Genomic DNA, 16,356 nt, shown 5'->3' with positions numbered 1-16,356 from the left:
ATCGGCTAAATGTAAGCGGGCACCAAGCAATGTTTATGCTCAATGTGATATTCAAACTCTTCACGGAACTGCTGAATCATTGCGCGTACTGGCATCGCAGCTGCATCGCCCAGCGCACAAATCGTACGACCCTGAATGTTGTCAGCGACCGAGTTCAGCATGTCCAGATCTTCCGGACGACCTTGACCGTTCTCGATACGATGCACCATGCGATACAACCAGCCTGTGCCTTCACGGCACGGCGTGCACTGACCGCAAGATTCTTCATAGTAGAAGTAAGACAGTCGCAACAGTGCCTTCACCATGCAACGTGTTTCATCCATGACGATGACTGCGCCTGAGCCCAGCATCGAACCTGCCTTGGCGACCGAATCGTAATCCATATCCGTCGCCATCATCAACTCACCCTTGACCACAGGTACCGACGATCCACCTGGAATCACAGCTTTGAGCTTTTTACCGCCGCGCACGCCACCGGCGAGCTTCAGCAGTTCGGCAAATGGGGTGCCGAGCGGAATTTCATAATTACCTGGATTTTCCACATCGCCGGACACTGAAAAAATCTTCGTGCCGCCGTTGTTTGGCTTACCCAGTGCTGCATATGCTTCAGCACCCACCTGGAAGATGAACGGCACTGCAGCAAACGTTTCAGTGTTGTTGATCGTGGTTGGCTTGCCGTACAGACCGTAGCTGGCTGGGAACGGCGGTTTGAAGCGTGGCTGGCCTTTTTTGCCTTCCAGCGACTCCAGCAACGCAGTTTCTTCGCCGCAGATATACGCGCCAAAACCATGGAATGCATGCAACTGGAAACTGTACTCAGTACCCAGGATGCGATCACCAAGGAAACCTGCTGCACGAGCTTGTTCCAGTGCTTCTTCGAAACGATCGTATTCGGCAAAAATCTCGCCGTGAATATAGTTGTAACCGACGCTGACGCCCATTGCATAGGCAGCAATGGTCATGCCTTCAATTACAGCGTGCGGGTTGTAACGCAGAATGTCGCGATCTTTGAATGTGCCTGGTTCGCCTTCATCAGAATTACAAACCAGATACTTTTGGCCTGCGTAATTCTTAGGCATGAAGCTCCACTTCAAACCACTAGGAAAACCTGCACCGCCGCGACCGCGCAAGGTCGATGCCTTGACTTCGGCAATGACCTGCTCAGGCGTCAGGCCTTCGCTCAGGATGCGCTTCAGCGATGCGTAACCACCGCGCTTGACGTACTCTTCCAGACCCCAGTTATCACCGGTGAGGCCGGCGAAAATCAAAGGTTTGATATGACGATTATGCAGACTGGTCATTTCTTCAATTCCTCTACCAGAGCGTCGATTTTTTCATCCGACATAAAGCTGCACATACGTTTGTTATTGACCAGCATGACAGGCGCATCACCGCAAGCGCCCATGCATTCGCCTTCAACCAAAGTAAATTGGTCGTCCGCTGTGGTTTCACGATAATCGATACCGAGCTTTTGCTTCAGGTAATGCGCAGCCTTCTCGCCGCCAGACAATTGGCATGGCAGATTGGTACACACCGAGATCTTGAACTTGCCGACCGGCTTGGTGTTGTACATGTTGTAGAAGGTCGCAACCTCTTGCACCGCGATCGCAGGCATACCCAAATAGTCAGCAACATCTTGCATGACTTCAGGTGGCAGCCACCGGGTCTCATCCTGAGCAATCTGCAGCGCGGCCATGACCGCAGACTGCTTCTGATCTGAAGGAAACTTGGCGACCTCGCGGTCGATTCTTTTATACGTTTGCTCTGATAACAGCATGTCTATGCCTCAATTATTGATCCGCGATTAGCGGTCAATTTCACCAAACACAATATCTTGCGTGCCGATGATGGTTACTGCATCGGCAATCATGTGACCCTTGGCCATTTCATCCAAACCTTGCAGATGCGGGAAGCCTGGCGCGCGAATCTTCATACGATATGGCTTGTTCGCGCCATCAGAAATCAGATAAACGCCGAACTCGCCTTTCGGATGCTCAACTGCTGCATACGCTTCACTTGCTGGCACGTGGAAACCTTCAGTGAACAATTTGAAGTGATGAATCAAATCTTCCATGTTCGACTTCATGCCTACACGTGATGGCGGCGCAACCTTGTGGTTGTTCGTCATGACAGGACCAGCATTATTACGCAGCCACTCAACACATTGCTTGATGATGCGATTTGATTGGCGCATTTCTTCAACGCGAACCAGATAACGATCGTAGCAATCGCCATTGGTACCAACCGGAATATCGAAGTCCATCAAGTCATACACTTCGTATGGTTGCTTCTTACGCAAGTCCCATTCAATACCTGAACCGCGCAGCATCGCGCCGGTAAAGCCCATCGCCATCGCACGTTCAGGCGATACAACACCGATACCAACCAGGCGTTGCTTCCAGATACGGTTATCAGTCAGCAGAGTCTCGTATTCATCGACATAAGTCGGGAAACGATTGGTGAAGTCTTCGATGAAATCGAGCAAGGAACCTTGACGATTTTCGTTCAACTGGCTGATTGCTTTTGCATTGCGGATGATCGATGCCTTGTGTTGTGGCATTGCATCCGGCAGATCACGATAAACGCCACCTGGACGATAATAAGCAGCATGCATACGTGCGCCCGATACTGCTTCGTAGCAGTCCATCAAGTCTTCACGTTCGCGGAATGCGTACAGGAACACGCCCATTGCACCAACGTCCAGCGCATGCGCGCCGAGCCACATCAGGTGATTCAGGATACGAGTAATCTCATCGAACATCACGCGGATGTACTGTGCACGCAAAGGCACTTCGATGTTCAGCATCTTTTCGATAGCCATCACATACGCGTGCTCGTTACACATCATCGAGACGTAATCGAGGCGATCCATGTAAGGCACGGATTGCAGATAGGTTTTTTGCTCAGCCAGTTTTTCTGTCGCACGGTGCAACAAACCGATATGCGGATCAGCACGCTGAATAACTTCGCCGTCGAGCTCCAGAACCAAGCGCAACACACCGTGCGCAGCAGGATGCTGAGGACCAAAGTTGAGGGTGTAATTCTTAATCTCAGCCATTATTTCGCCCCGTATTGTTCTTCACGAATCACGCGCGGCACATTCTCACGCGGCTCTATCGTTACGGGTTGATAAATCACGCGTTTTTGTTCCGGATCGTAGCGCATTTCAACATAGCCAGAGACAGGGAAATCCTTGCGGAATGGATGACCGATAAAACCATAGTCAGTCAGGATGCGGCGCAAATCGTTATGACCTTCAAACAAGACACCAAAGAAGTCGAACGCTTCACGCTCGTACCAATTGGCAGCAGGCCAGATATCAGTCATCGATGCAACCACTGGCATTTCGTCGTCCGCTGCGAATACACGCACACGCACACGCCAGTTATGTTTGATCGACAGCAAGTGCGAAACTACTGCGAAGCGCAGACCTTCCCACGCATCGTCGCCGTACGTTGAGTAATCAACGCCACACAAATCAATCATTTCTTCAAAGCGCAGATCAGCATGATCACGCAATACACGCATTGCCGACGCATAATCATGCGACTTCACAACAATGGTAATTTCGCCCAATGCCAACGTCAGGCTTTGAAGTTGCTCACCCAGCGCGTTGCGCAGAGCGGCTTCAAGGAGTTCGAGTTTGATCGTCATTTAAAAACCAGCCTTAGCGAGCAATCGTGTTGGTACGACGGATCTTGTTTTGCAACTGCATGATCCCGTACAACAGCGCTTCGGCAGTTGGAGGACAACCAGGAACATATACATCGACTGGAACGATACGATCACAGCCGCGCACAACAGAATACGAGTAATGGTAATAACCGCCACCATTGGCACAAGAACCCATCGAAATAACCCAACGTGGCTCGGCCATCTGGTCATACACCTTACGTAACGCAGGTGCCATCTTGTTGCACAAGGTACCTGCCACGATCATCACGTCTGATTGACGTGGGGATGGACGGAACACAACGCCAAAACGATCCAGATCGTAACGCGACGCACCAGCGTGCATCATCTCAACTGCGCAGCATGCCAAACCAAACGTCATTGGCCACATTGAGCCTGTGCGCGTCCAGTTGATCAGCTTGTCAGCTGTAGTAGTAACGAAACCTTCGTTCAATACGCCTTCAATTGCCATGACTTACTCCCAATCCAGCGCGCCTTTTTTCCATTCGAACACCAGACCGACAGTCAGTACTCCAAGGAAAATCATCATTGACCAAAATCCCAGCATCCCGACTTCGCGCATCGCCACGGCCCAAGGCACCAGGAACGCAACTTCAAGATCGAACAGGATGAACAGAATCGCGACGAGATAGTAACGCACGTCGAACTTCATACGCGCATCTTCAAACGCCTCGAAACCACACTCATACGGGGAAAGTTTTTGTGCATCTGGCTTGTGCGGCCCTAACACACGACCCAACACCTGTGGCACAACACCAACACCGATGCCGACCAGAATAAAAAGCAAAACGGGGAAATAGTTTTCGAGGTTCACGATTAGCGCAGTATGTTGAACGATTAATTGACTTGCAAAATAATCCGTTAAATCAAACGACAGTTTTGTCGATAAAAAGCCAGCTTAGGAATCCCCCTTGCTGGCTTAGAATTTCGTTGGTGCCGACGGCGAGACTCGAACTCGCACAGCTTTCGCCACTACCCCCTCAAGATAGCGTGTCTACCAATTTCACCACGTCGGCCAAGACTCATATTCTAACCTGCTTTGACACATTTATTCAATGAGCAATTGCAATAGAACAAGAACAAAAAGCGAATAAAACGCTCTTATTTTGGAATCTGATTTGATTGCTCAGATCCGGATGGCACAACAGGTGTTACTGGAGCCGCAGTTGGTGCAACTGGAGCTGTCGCTTCTGCACCTGGAACAGCAGAAACCGGCAGATTTTCCATCACACCAGCACTTGGAGTTGCCGGTTTATTCCCAATGAACGCCAGACCCAGTGTTGCAGCAAAAAAGATAACCGCAGCAACACCAGTAAATTTAGACAAGAAGTTGGACGAACCAGTCGCACCAAACAAACTACCGGACGCACCTGAACCGAAGGACGCGCCCATATCAGCACCTTTACCGTGCTGCAATAATACGAGGCCAATAATCGTCAATGCCGACAACACTTGAACAACGACGATGATGGTATGCAAACTATTCATTTAAATTCCAGTTTTAGGTAATTCGTAATAAAGCTGATTGCGACTTACGCCGCACGGATGATCGCGAGAAAATCCACTGCCTTCAATGCTGCTCCGCCAATCAAGCCGCCGTCGATATCTGACATGGCAAGCAATTCCTTGGCATTTTCCGGCTTCATGCTGCCGCCGTATAAAATTCTGACTTCCTCTGCTGCAACTGCATTTTTCGCACGCAGTTGCTTGCGCAGCATCGCATGTACTTCTTGCGCCATTTCAGGCGTTGCAGTCTTGCCTGTACCAATCGCCCAAACCGGCTCGTATGCTACAACAATCTTTGCCAGATCGCTTGCAGCAATCGACGATAACACCGCATTCAGTTGCGCGCCGACGACAGCGTCGGTCTGCCCTGCTTCGCGCTGCGCCAATGTTTCACCAACGCAAACGATAGGAGTCAATCCTGCACTTAATGCACGTGCTGTTTTTTGCGCAACCAATTCATCCGACTCAACGAAATATGCACGACGCTCGGAATGACCAACAATCACATAACGACAAGCAAATTCCAACAACATACCGGTTGAAACTTCTCCGGTATACGCACCTGCTTCATGCGTAGACACATCTTGCGCGCCAAGTGCAACAGACGTATTGAACAACAACGATTGACACTGAGCGAGATACGGAGCCGGAACGCACACCGCAACATCGCATGATGCACCAGCATGACCAAGTTCGCTCTTGATCTCGGTCAGTAATTGAGTATTGGCAGCCAGGCTGCCATTCATTTTCCAATTACCTGCGACGAGTTTGCGGCGCATATAAAACCTATGATTTTAATAACCCGCTATTCTAGCTCTTTGCAGTCAACACGGTCAAACGCAAGACCCCCCATTCCCACAATGAAAAACCGCCCACAGCTTACACGGTGGGCGGTTTTTATACTTACAACAAAACGGGCAGTTGATTATTCTTGCGCTGCCTGCTCTGGATTTTCTTCTGCAACAGCTGCTTTCATCGACAGTTTCAAGCGGCCGCGGTCGTCTGTTTCGAGAACTTTAACGCGTACTTGCTGACCTTCTGATAAGTAATCAGCAACTGCATTGACGCGCTCATTAGCGATTTGACTAATGTGCAACAAACCGTCTTTGCCTGGCATCACTTGAACGATTGCACCGAAATCCAACAGTTTCAATACGGTACCTTCGTAGATCTTGCCAACTTCAACCGAAGCAGTCAGCTCTTCGATACGACGTTTAGCTTCTTGACCCGCAGCTGCATCAACGGATGCAATTGTGACCACGCCTTCGTCGCTGATATCGATTTGCGTACCGGTTTCTTCGGTCAATGCGCGAATAACTGCGCCGCCCTTACCGATCACGTCACGGATTTTTTCCGGATTAATCTTGATGGTGATCAGACGTGGTGCGAAGTCAGACAATTCGCCAGTCGTGCCGCTAGGCACTGCTTTTTCCATTTCGCCGAGGATATGGATACGGCCTTCTTTAGCTTGCGCCAAAGCGACTTGCATGATTTCCTTGGTGATGCCCTGGATTTTGATGTCCATTTGCAATGCGGTAATACCGTTTGCTGTACCAGCCACTTTGAAATCCATATCGCCGAGGTGATCTTCGTCGCCAAGGATGTCGCTCAAGACTGCAAACTTGCCGCCGTCCTTGATCAAGCCCATTGCGATACCAGCCACGTGTGCTTGCATAGGAACGCCAGCATCGATCAATGCCAGGCAACCGCCGCAGACCGAAGCCATTGACGACGAACCATTGGATTCGGTAATTTCCGAAACCAGACGAACCGAGTAGCTGAAATCTTCTGGTGCTGGCAAAGCAGCAACCAATGCACGCTTAGCCAAACGGCCGTGACCAATTTCGCGACGCTTAGGTGTACCAACGCGCCCCGTTTCACCAGTTGCGAACGGAGGCATGTTGTAGTGCAACATGAAGCGATCCGAGTACTCCCCCATCAATGCATCGATCTTTTGTTCGTCGCGTGCGGTACCCAAGGTTGCAATAACCAGCGCTTGTGTTTCACCACGTGTGAACAATGCCGAACCGTGAGTGCGCGGCAAGACGCCGGTACGGATCGTGATTGGACGCACGGTACGTGTGTCGCGACCGTCGATACGTGGCTCGCCATCAAGAATTTGCGAACGAACGATTTTTGCTTCCAGATCAAACAGGATGTTGCCGACTTCGGACGAATCCGGAGCAACGCCGCCGACCGAAATGGCTTCTGCAGCGACTTCAGCATTCACTTCTGCAAACGCATCTTTCAACTTCGCAGTACGCGCCTGCTTGTCTTTGGTTTGGTAAGCAGCGCGCAATTTCGCTTCTGCGAAATGTGCTACGCGTGCGATCAAAGCTTCGTTCTTTGCTGGAGGCGCCCATTGCACTTCTGGCTTGCCACCATCACGCACCAAGTCGTGAATCGCATCGATAACTGCTTTCATTTGATCGTGGCCGAAAACAACCGCGCCCAACATGACTTCTTCGGACAATTGTTGCGCTTCCGACTCAACCATCAACACTGCAGTTTCGGTACCGGCAACAACCAGATCCATTTGCGATGTTTTCAGCTGCGACGAAGTCGGATTCAATACGTATTGACCATCGATGTAACCGACGCGAGCTGCACCCAATGGGCCTGCGAATGGAATGCCGGAAACCGACAATGCTGCCGATGCGCCGATCATTGCAGCGATGTCTGGATCGATCTCAGGATTGACCGACATCACGTGAATGATGATCTGCACTTCGTTCAAATAACCTTCTGGGAACAACGGACGGATCGGACGATCGATCAGACGCGATGTCAGTGTTTCTTTTTCGGAAGGACGGCCTTCACGTTTGAAAAAGCCACCTGGAATACGACCGGCAGCGTAGGTTTTTTCTACATAATCAACGGTCAATGGGAAGAAGTCCTGACCTGGCTTGGCATCTTTTTTTGCCACAACAGTAGCCAGCACGACAGTATCTTCAATCGAGACGAGTACAGCACCGGAAGCTTGACGGGCGATTTCGCCGGTTTCAAGCGTGACCGTATGTTGGCCATACTGGAAGGTTTTAGTGACTTTATTAAACACGGTGTTCCTTTCTAATTTTACCGACAGATTTTCAGGCGCTGTCGTTCACCTCACCACAAACGACCGATCAAAATGACGAATCGTTTTTATTACTGACTTCTTTACAAACAAGTACAAACCACCAAAAGACAAAATGCCCGCATCAGAGAACTGACGCAGGCATTTTTATCTATGAAAGCCGGATAAAATAGCGCAACGAATTACTTGCGCAGACCGAGCTTTACAATCAGATCGCGGTAACGAGTAGCGTCTTTACCTTTGAGGTACGACAACAGGCTCTTACGACGATTAACCATCATGATCAAACCACGACGGGAATGATGATCTTTGGAGTGTGCTTTGAAATGGCCGTTGAGTTCGTTGATACGAGCTGTCAGCAATGCAACTTGCACTTCTGGGGAGCCGGTATCGTTTTGACCGCGGGCGTTATCAGCAACAATAGCTGCTTTACTTGCTTTTTCGAGAGACATGAGACTTACCTTTCACATGCGATGCATAGAGTCTTGACCCCATACACCGTGAACAACGATTAAATAAACTGGTCGAATTAACCAGCCCCGCAGTATAGCGGAAAGACCTAGGTGATTCAAACACTTAGCGCATTTATTTGAAGGAAACAGCATGAAATATAGTCAAAAAGCAATATTGAGCGTGTTATTGCTCACACTAAGCGCCTGCGCCATTTTTATACCGCCCAAACTGACTCCCGGTGAGACGGAAGCACAAGTCGTAGCCAAATTAGGCAAACCAACTGCGCGGATTCCAGATACCAACGGATTTCTACTTGAATACACACGCAATCCTTGGGGCCAAGCCACCAATATGGCTCGCTTCGACAGCAACGGCAGACTAGTGTCTTATGAGCAAGTTTTAACCGTAGAGAACTTTGCCACCATCAAACCGGGTGTAGCAACCAAAGCAGATGTCTTGCGCGCCATAGGCCACCCTTCGGATACGTCCTATTTATCGCGCCTGCAACTCGAGGTCTGGGCTTATCCATACAAAGAAAGCAACGTTTGGAATTCCGTCATGTACGTCCATTTTGACAACAATGGCGTTGTCAAAATGATGCAAAACGGTCCTGATATGCGTTTTGAACGTGACGGCAGACTGTAAGCCGATCTCCGCGACACTAACTTTTAACGTACATCAGATCTGCAAGCTCATCAGGTATTGGCTCCGGGAAGCGATTAAGAGCAAGCAAACTGATGCCCAAAGCGATCAGCAAATACCAGGCAGGTGCCATCGGATCACCCGTCACACCGATCAGCCAGGTCACAATGAAGGGTGAAAAACCACCAAAAATAGTGGCACCAAAACTATAAATCATCGACATCCCCGCAGCCCGATGCTGCGGCGGAAAAGCTTCCAGCATCATCACCGTATGCGCACCGCCGCCATTATTCAGCGCCATCGCACAATACCCGACGATCACCAGTAAGGAGACGACCTCACCTACTTCATGCGTGAGTACAAGGAAGGCAGGATAAACCACGACGATGCAGCTTAATAACAAATAGCGCTGGATCGATTTACGCTCACGCTGTCGATCAGCGATAGGCCCTAGCAACAAAGTGCAAATAAAGATTACCGCACCGGCGAAACAAGACGAAAGCAAACTAATCGTAGGCGACATATCCGTTGTCGTAATCAGATAAGTGGGCATGTAAAACACCATGATGTAAATGCTGGCGCTAGGTCCTGCCATCGACAAAATACCGAATATGAGTGTGCGAGGGTGTTGTACAAATACTTGCCTAAATACTGAACTATTCTTTTTCACCTTCAAGGTTTCGGTCATGTGGTAACGGATATACCAGCCGACCGGCCCGATCAACAATCCAAGCACGAAGGGAATACGCCATCCCCAGCTTTCCATGGTCTCAGGCGTAAAGGCCGCAGTGGTACAGACACCGACCAATGCCCCGAAAAGTGCCGATGCGCCTTGACTCGCAGCGCGCCAACTAACAAGTGAGCAGCGACGCTCCTTTGGTGCAGACTCCATCAAAACAGTGGAGGCCACGCCAATTTCACCACCGGCTGCCAATCCCTGCATCAACCGCGCCAACACAATCAGCAAGGGTGCAGCAATACCCATCGATGCGTATGACGGTGTGAAGGCGATGATGCCGGTACCCAATGTCATCATCGCGATGGAAAAAGTCAGTCCGGCCTTGCGGCCTTTGCGATCAGCCAGATTACCGATAATCATCGCGCCTAGCGGACGCATGAAAAAACCGGCGCCAAATGTGGCAAAGGCCATCAGTAGCGAAGCGTGTGGCGTACTGAAGGGGAAAAACAGTTTGGCGATAATCACCGCAGAAAAGCTGTACACCGTGAAGTCGTACACAATCAGGCCGTTGCCTATAACAGCAGCAGTAATAACGCGTCGCGTTTGTGTAGTGGGAGTAATAGCGTCTGTATCGAATTCGGCAGTACTTGGCAACGCTGTAGTCATTATTTTTAAGCTGAAACGTACGAGGAAACGACGTGACTATCAATGCCTGAAGACTTTAACACAGCCCAATATCGGAAAATATTTTGTTCCGTTTCGCAACAAAACGATACGCATTGCCTAGCCACCTATATAACTTCCTCAATATCTCGCAGCTTTCGTTCCGCATGAACTGGCAAGGCAGTTGATAGCCGTGGCTTTTTTCATGCAATAAATAGATACTCGACGGCAAATCGATTTATCCCCAAAAAAATTCGCATCACCTAGCATCAAGCACACAAATAATGCTGCGACACATATCAGTGCATCACAGGACAATATTGAAGTGAACGATCTCCTTACCTTTGCTCATCAAACATGGCACCAGCGTTTATTGCTGCTCACCACAACGATATGGCTGACAGCTTGCGCGCAACTACCTAGCCCTCAGGAACGTACTACTCATGCAGACCAGCTTGCCGCACAAGCTGGCTGGAAGCAGCAAATCATCGCGACCAATGACTTTAAATTAGTGGCGTATCTGCCAGCACAAGCCCGTACTACGCAGACGCTTACGATTTATCTGGAAGGCGATGGGCTGGCATGGATTAATTCATCCACACCTTCTTTCGACCCTACACCGAATAATCCACTGGCATTGAAGCTGGCTTTGCGTGATCGCACACCATCGGCTTATCTTGCCCGCCCGTGCCAATACGTGGATGCAGAACAGCAACGCAATTGCCCTGACATCTATTGGACTAGTCATCGCTTTGCGCCCGAAGTTATACGTGCGACGGGACAAGCAGTAGATCAACTTAAGCATCAATTCGCTGCAAAGAATTTGATACTGGTTGGTTATTCCGGCGGTGGTGCAGTCGCTACCTTGCTGGCTGCACAACGTCGAGACGTCGTACGCTTGATTACCATCGCAGGCAATCTCGATCACCGTAACTGGACGACAGAACGACATCTTTCTCCATTAACAGGATCGCTTAATCCACCAGATGTGTGGGAACAATTGAAAACGATTCCGCAACAGCACTATGTCGGTGGCAAGGATCGTATTGTTGGGGAATCAGTAGCACGTAGTTATGCTGCGCGTTTCACGTCTAGCTTGGCACCGACCATCGTAGTCATTCCTGAATTCGATCACCATTGCTGCTGGGAGGATAGATGGCCAGCCTTGAAAGATGGAATGAAGTAATTATTACACTCCATCCTCACATGTATCAATGATGAGGAAAAATTGAACAACCTCACATTCACACTCCTTGCATTTTCGTATCCAGCAGAGATAAGACACATCATTCAGTAACTGCATGCCGATGTCTTTTCCCGTCGTGCATAAAGAAAAAAGGCTGATGCTTATGGCATCAGCCTTTTTATTATTCGCTACTTAAAGAGAGCAATTTTCTACAAAGCAGCAACTCAAATATTGAGTTGCCCGACATTGTCATGACATGCTTTCTGCATGCACTTTAAGCAGTAACGCGCTCGTCTGCGACTTCCGCTGCAGCAGCAACTTCTTTTGCCTGCATGCGTTTGCGCATAGGGCTCAAGATCAATTTAGCCGACAAGCCCGAGAAGATCGTGATGATTGCTGCCACCACGAATACGCGGCTCCAGCCACCACCAACTGCCAACACCGATGCCAATGGCACCAGCAAAGCAGCAGTACCTTTTGCAGTGTACAAAGTACCGGAGTTACCAGCGGCATATTTGCTACCGAAGATATCTGCACAGATTGCTGGGAAGATCGAGAAAATTTCGCCCCAGAACAAGAAGATCAAGGCAGCGAAGAACATGAATGCGTACATGTTGTGACCCCAAGTCATCAAGCCCAGCAATGCCAAGCCTTCGCCGATGAAGACGATGAACATGGTGTTTTCACGACCGATTTTGTCGGAGATGAAACCGCACAATGGACGTGTAATACCGTTTGCAACGTTGTCGATAGACAAGGTCATGGTCAACAATGGCAAAGTGACGCCGAACAATGTTACTGGCAAGGAAGCAAGACCGTAATCAGTTGCGATTGGGCCGAGTTGTGCTGTTGCCATCAAGCCGCCGGAAGCAACCAGAACGAACATCATGTACAGAACCCAGAACACAGGCGATTTGAGCATTTGCTTGGTTGTGTAATCAACCTTAGTTGCGGAACCAGCTTTAGCCAATGCAGCTTTAGGAGCAACTGGTTTAATCAGCAAGAGCGACAAGATGAAAATACTTACGCCTTGGATAATGCCGAAGGTGAAGAATGTTTGTTGGTAGCCCGAAGTTTGGATCATGTTCGCAATTGGAATCACGGTGATCGCAGCGCCTGCACCGAAGCCGGCAGCAGTCAAACCAGCGGCCAAACCACGACGATCTGGGAACAGTTTCAAAGCATTACCAACGCAGGTGCCATAAACGCAACCTGCACCAACACCGGAAACAACCGCTGCGAAATACAGCATAGGCAGCGTATCAGCGTAGCTGTTGAGTACCCAACCCAGGCCGGCACAAACAGCACCGACAGCAACGACAGGACGTGGGCCGAATTTATCGACCAGGTAACCTTCGATAGGAACCAACCAGGTTTCGGTCACGATAAAAATCGAGAACGCGAGTTGAATCGCTGCTTTACCCCAGTGATGCGCATTGTCGATAGGCGTGACGAACAGTGTCCAGCCATATTGCAAGTTAGCCATGAAAGCCATGCAGGCAATACCAATGATCAATTGCATCCAGCGGTTTTTGTAACCTTTTGCGCCCTGCAAATTAGACGCGCTTATTGTTTGATTGTTGCTCATTAACTACCTCTCAAGAAGTCATAAACGTTGAAACAGAGTCGATAGCCACTGCGGGCCGACTAGCTTGTTTCGAAATTGATTGTTTGACTGCAGGCATCCGAATAGGGAAACGTAAGGTTTCCGATGTAGGTCAAGACCATCCGACGATCTATGACTTATTCGCGTGATTGATGACGTTGACCAACATGGCCAGATGTGTGCAGACAAGCACACGCCATTACGTCAAATGCCTGCTAAACGAGAGGTGGTGCGCGGGAGCGGTATGGTAGCGAGGCTACCGAGAGGAATTGCTCGAAAGTGACTTCAAGCTGCGCCACAACCAACTGCGGCACATACGGCGTGATGGATAACGACGAAGCGCCGTCATCAAACTCATCTAATGCAAGATGCTTGGAAAGGTTGCCATCAGCAGAATCGCCCTCTTCCAGAGTGCACTGATGATCGAAAGCCGTTTGTTGTACAAATGTCAGCGCACCGGCAAACGCAACGTGCTGCGAAAAGAGCAGCAAGAAGGCAAACCAGATATAGACAATTGATGAACGGGATTTCATTTGTAGCAATGATCCTGACGGTTGCACTTGAACAAACAGCGCACGGGATCAATTGAGATAATTTGTTGCATCGGTGCACTGATTATAAATCCAATTAGAATTTCTCGTCCGGCAGTTATTCAATCGCCGACTGACAGATATTCCAAAGACAGATAATGGCACATTTTCGATCCCTCTTTTAGCCTTCATTGATAAGGGATAATACGTACGAAAAAAAACGCTCCCAGTGAGGGAGCGTTCGGAATAGTGCCTTACAGAAACTATTAGTACACGCCTTGCGCCAGCATCGCGTCAGCCAACTTGACGAAACCGGCGATGTTTGCGCCGTCGACATAGTTGACCGATCCATCAGCCCGCTTACCGTAGTGCGCACAATTGAGATGGATCTCTTTCATGATGCTATGCAAGCGCTCATCCACTTCTGCGTGGTGCCAGGACAAACGCAAAGCATTCTGCGACATTTCCAGGCCTGAAGTCGCTACACCACCTGCATTACTGGCTTTGCCCGGCGCGTAGAGCGTCCCCGCCTTCAAGAAAACATCAACAGCATCCAGTGTGGACGGCATGTTGGCACCTTCTGCCACGCAGATAACGCCGTTTTTAACCAACATCTCCGCATCCTTGCCATCCAATTCATTTTGCGTTGCGCAAGGCAAGGCAATCTGTACCGGAATATGCCACGGTCTTTTGCCTGGCTCATATTGAAGTTTGAATTCCTTGGCGAAGTCTTCTATGCGACCACGCTGGACATTCTTCAAGTTCATCAGTGCTGCCAGCTTCTCTTCGTTAAAACCGTCTTTGTCATACACAGTACCGTTGGAATCCGACATCGCCACAACCTTGGCATTCAGCTCCATGGCTTTTTCAACTGCGTATTGCGCCACGTTACCGGAACCAGAGACGGAGACAGTCATACCATCGAAGGATTTGCCATTACGACGCAACATTTCTTCCGCGAAGTAAACCGTACCGTAGCCAGTCGCTTCCGGACGCATCAAGCTACCACCATAGGCTAGGCTCTTACCGGTAAAGACAGCCGACGTATCGTTCGACAATTTTTTCATCATGCCAGCCATATAGCCAACTTCGCGCGCACCGACACCGATATCGCCAGCAGGGATATCAGTATCAGAACCCAGGTGGCGATACAGCTCAAACATCAAAGCCTGACAGAAGCGCATGACTTCGCCATCGCTCTTGCTTTTAGGATCGAAATCAGAACCGCCCTTGCCACCGCCCATAGGCAAAGTCGTCAATGCGTTTTTGAACGTTTGTTCGAAGGCGAGAAATTTCAGGATCGACAAATTGACCGACGGATGGAAACGCATACCGCCTTTAAATGGGCCGATCGACGAACTGTGCTGAATACGGAAAGCGCGATTGATTTGCACTTGACCACGATCATCTACCCAGGACACACGAAATTGAATGACGCGCTCAGCCTCTACCAAGCGCTCCAACAAACCTTCTTTTGCATATTTCGGATTGTTTTGAATAAAGGGCCACAAGCTAAGCATGACTTCTTTAACAGCTTGCTGGAATTCTGGTTGATGCGGGTCGCGCTTGGCGACCATGGCGAGAAAGCCATCCACATTGGCGTGAGTCAAAATTTCTCCTAATAAAATGGGGGCGTACGCCTTCGATCTGATTTCAGTATCGAATCACAATCTGTGTATAGCGTTATTTACTGCATGAAGGGACGAGCTGAGTCTGCGATTTTTCACAGAGCGCACTATTTTAGTGCAATTTAACAAGTTTCGTCGACAAAAGATGAGCTGCGGCGCAGATAAATGCATGAAAAATATCAATGTCGGGCCACTGCACTTTCAACAGCATCTTGTTTTTGATGAGTCGAAATGAAAAGCGCTCTCTTGAATCAACTCGCATCGGACTCAAACACACATTATGTGTATGCAACGATCGATACAAAAGATGTTGGCGCAGACGTTTTGAATAAAACGAATGTTTGGCATTGCATGACGACAGCAAGAAAAGGAATAACAGAAAAGATCTGATGCGATTTTCTGCAAAAAGGGAAAGCAGAATAGAAAAAAGGGCCCATCTTGCGATGGACCCTTTATATCTGGTGCGGCTGGCAGGAATCGAACCCACGACCCCTTGGTTCGTAGCCAAGTACTCTATCCAGCTGAGCTACAGCCGCGAAAGAAAAAATTATAGCATGAGTAGAATTCATTTTGGAAGCCTCTCGTGAAGATTTTTATCAACTTTCTTTCATCGATACTAATGAGCTGCACATTTCAACAGCAAGAAATCATGAAAATGATACGAGATACACATCTTTGATCAACAAGTTCGTAT

Annotated in this window: 16 protein-coding genes and 2 tRNA genes; 2 read left to right on the top strand and 16 right to left on the bottom strand. The window is 49.2% G+C overall.

What is annotated here, in order from left to right:
* Positions 1-5: 5 nt before the first annotated feature.
* The 11 genes from nuoF to rpsO all read right to left on the bottom strand — a co-directional run bounded on the left by nuoF (position 6) and on the right by rpsO (position 8,727).
* On the bottom strand, positions 6-1,301 hold the full coding sequence (nuoF, locus tag AC07N2_RS12775; RefSeq protein ID WP_494778592.1) for an NADH-quinone oxidoreductase subunit NuoF: 1,296 nt from the start codon (positions 1,299-1,301) through the stop codon (positions 6-8).
* Positions 1,298-1,777, bottom strand: a complete 480-nt coding sequence (gene nuoE, locus AC07N2_RS12770) for an NADH-quinone oxidoreductase subunit NuoE (protein ID WP_494778591.1) — start codon at positions 1,775-1,777, stop codon at positions 1,298-1,300. Before nuoE ends, nuoF begins: the two co-directional genes overlap by 4 nt.
* Positions 1,778-1,804: 27 nt before the next feature.
* The gene (locus tag AC07N2_RS12765; RefSeq protein ID WP_076591565.1) at positions 1,805-3,058 is read right to left on the bottom strand and encodes an NADH-quinone oxidoreductase subunit D; all 1,254 of its coding nucleotides are present in this window, start codon (positions 3,056-3,058) and stop codon (positions 1,805-1,807) included.
* Positions 3,058-3,654, bottom strand: coding sequence for an NADH-quinone oxidoreductase subunit C (locus tag AC07N2_RS12760; protein WP_494778590.1), 597 nt, complete (start codon positions 3,652-3,654; stop codon positions 3,058-3,060). Before AC07N2_RS12760 ends, AC07N2_RS12765 begins: the two co-directional genes overlap by 1 nt.
* Before the next feature lie 13 nt (positions 3,655-3,667).
* The gene (locus tag AC07N2_RS12755; RefSeq protein ID WP_012079319.1) at positions 3,668-4,144 is read right to left on the bottom strand and encodes a NuoB/complex I 20 kDa subunit family protein; all 477 of its coding nucleotides are present in this window, start codon (positions 4,142-4,144) and stop codon (positions 3,668-3,670) included.
* Between the two features lie 3 nt (positions 4,145-4,147).
* Positions 4,148-4,507: an NADH-quinone oxidoreductase subunit A gene (locus tag AC07N2_RS12750; protein WP_076591567.1), complete on the bottom strand. Its 360-nt coding sequence runs from the start codon at positions 4,505-4,507 to the stop codon at positions 4,148-4,150.
* Between the two features lie 117 nt (positions 4,508-4,624).
* Positions 4,625-4,709, bottom strand: a tRNA-Leu gene (locus AC07N2_RS12745).
* Positions 4,710-4,794: 85 nt separating this feature from the next.
* Entirely contained in the window at positions 4,795-5,181 is a 387-nt protein-coding gene (gene secG, locus AC07N2_RS12740; RefSeq protein ID WP_076591568.1) for a preprotein translocase subunit SecG, read from the bottom strand.
* A gap of 44 nt (positions 5,182-5,225) precedes the next feature.
* Positions 5,226-5,978 (bottom strand): triose-phosphate isomerase, encoded by a 753-nt coding sequence (gene tpiA, locus AC07N2_RS12735; protein WP_494778589.1) that lies wholly within the window; start codon positions 5,976-5,978, stop codon positions 5,226-5,228.
* Positions 5,979-6,124: 146 nt separating this feature from the next.
* A complete protein-coding gene (pnp, locus tag AC07N2_RS12730; protein WP_494778588.1) occupies positions 6,125-8,257 on the bottom strand; it encodes a polyribonucleotide nucleotidyltransferase in 2,133 nt (710 codons plus the stop codon).
* Between the two features lie 200 nt (positions 8,258-8,457).
* Positions 8,458-8,727: a 30S ribosomal protein S15 gene (rpsO, locus tag AC07N2_RS12725; RefSeq protein WP_076591571.1), complete on the bottom strand. Its 270-nt coding sequence runs from the start codon at positions 8,725-8,727 to the stop codon at positions 8,458-8,460.
* A 151-nt stretch (positions 8,728-8,878) separates the two neighbouring features.
* Between rpsO and bamE the strand changes: the two genes are divergently transcribed.
* Positions 8,879-9,373 (top strand): outer membrane protein assembly factor BamE domain-containing protein, encoded by a 495-nt coding sequence (gene bamE, locus AC07N2_RS12720; protein ID WP_494778587.1) that lies wholly within the window; start codon positions 8,879-8,881, stop codon positions 9,371-9,373.
* 16 nt (positions 9,374-9,389) lie between these two features.
* Here bamE and AC07N2_RS12715 read toward each other — a convergent pair whose 3' ends face one another.
* Positions 9,390-10,715, bottom strand: coding sequence for an MFS transporter (locus tag AC07N2_RS12715; protein WP_494778586.1), 1,326 nt, complete (start codon positions 10,713-10,715; stop codon positions 9,390-9,392).
* A 322-nt stretch (positions 10,716-11,037) separates the two neighbouring features.
* On the opposite strand from AC07N2_RS12715, the gene AC07N2_RS12710 reads away from it, so the two are divergent.
* On the top strand, positions 11,038-11,898 hold the full coding sequence (locus tag AC07N2_RS12710; RefSeq protein ID WP_494778585.1) for an alpha/beta fold hydrolase: 861 nt from the start codon (positions 11,038-11,040) through the stop codon (positions 11,896-11,898).
* A 274-nt stretch (positions 11,899-12,172) separates the two neighbouring features.
* Here AC07N2_RS12710 and oxlT read toward each other — a convergent pair whose 3' ends face one another.
* The 4 genes from oxlT to AC07N2_RS12690 form a co-directional block, all read right to left on the bottom strand.
* Positions 12,173-13,486 (bottom strand): oxalate/formate MFS antiporter, encoded by a 1,314-nt coding sequence (gene oxlT, locus AC07N2_RS12705; protein ID WP_076591573.1) that lies wholly within the window; start codon positions 13,484-13,486, stop codon positions 12,173-12,175.
* 233 nt (positions 13,487-13,719) lie between these two features.
* The gene (locus AC07N2_RS12700; protein WP_076591574.1) at positions 13,720-14,037 is read right to left on the bottom strand and encodes a hypothetical protein; all 318 of its coding nucleotides are present in this window, start codon (positions 14,035-14,037) and stop codon (positions 13,720-13,722) included.
* A gap of 263 nt (positions 14,038-14,300) precedes the next feature.
* Positions 14,301-15,644, bottom strand: a complete 1,344-nt coding sequence (gene gdhA / locus AC07N2_RS12695) for an NADP-specific glutamate dehydrogenase (RefSeq protein ID WP_494778584.1) — start codon at positions 15,642-15,644, stop codon at positions 14,301-14,303.
* A gap of 477 nt (positions 15,645-16,121) precedes the next feature.
* Positions 16,122-16,198 (bottom strand) — tRNA-Arg (locus tag AC07N2_RS12690).
* Between the last annotated feature and the right edge of the window lie 158 nt (positions 16,199-16,356).

It is taken from the genome of Herminiimonas sp. GW821-FHT09C12 (assembly GCF_059416385.1).
Note: the sequence above shows the minus strand (reverse complement) of the source record. Positions and strands in the feature narration are given on the sequence as shown.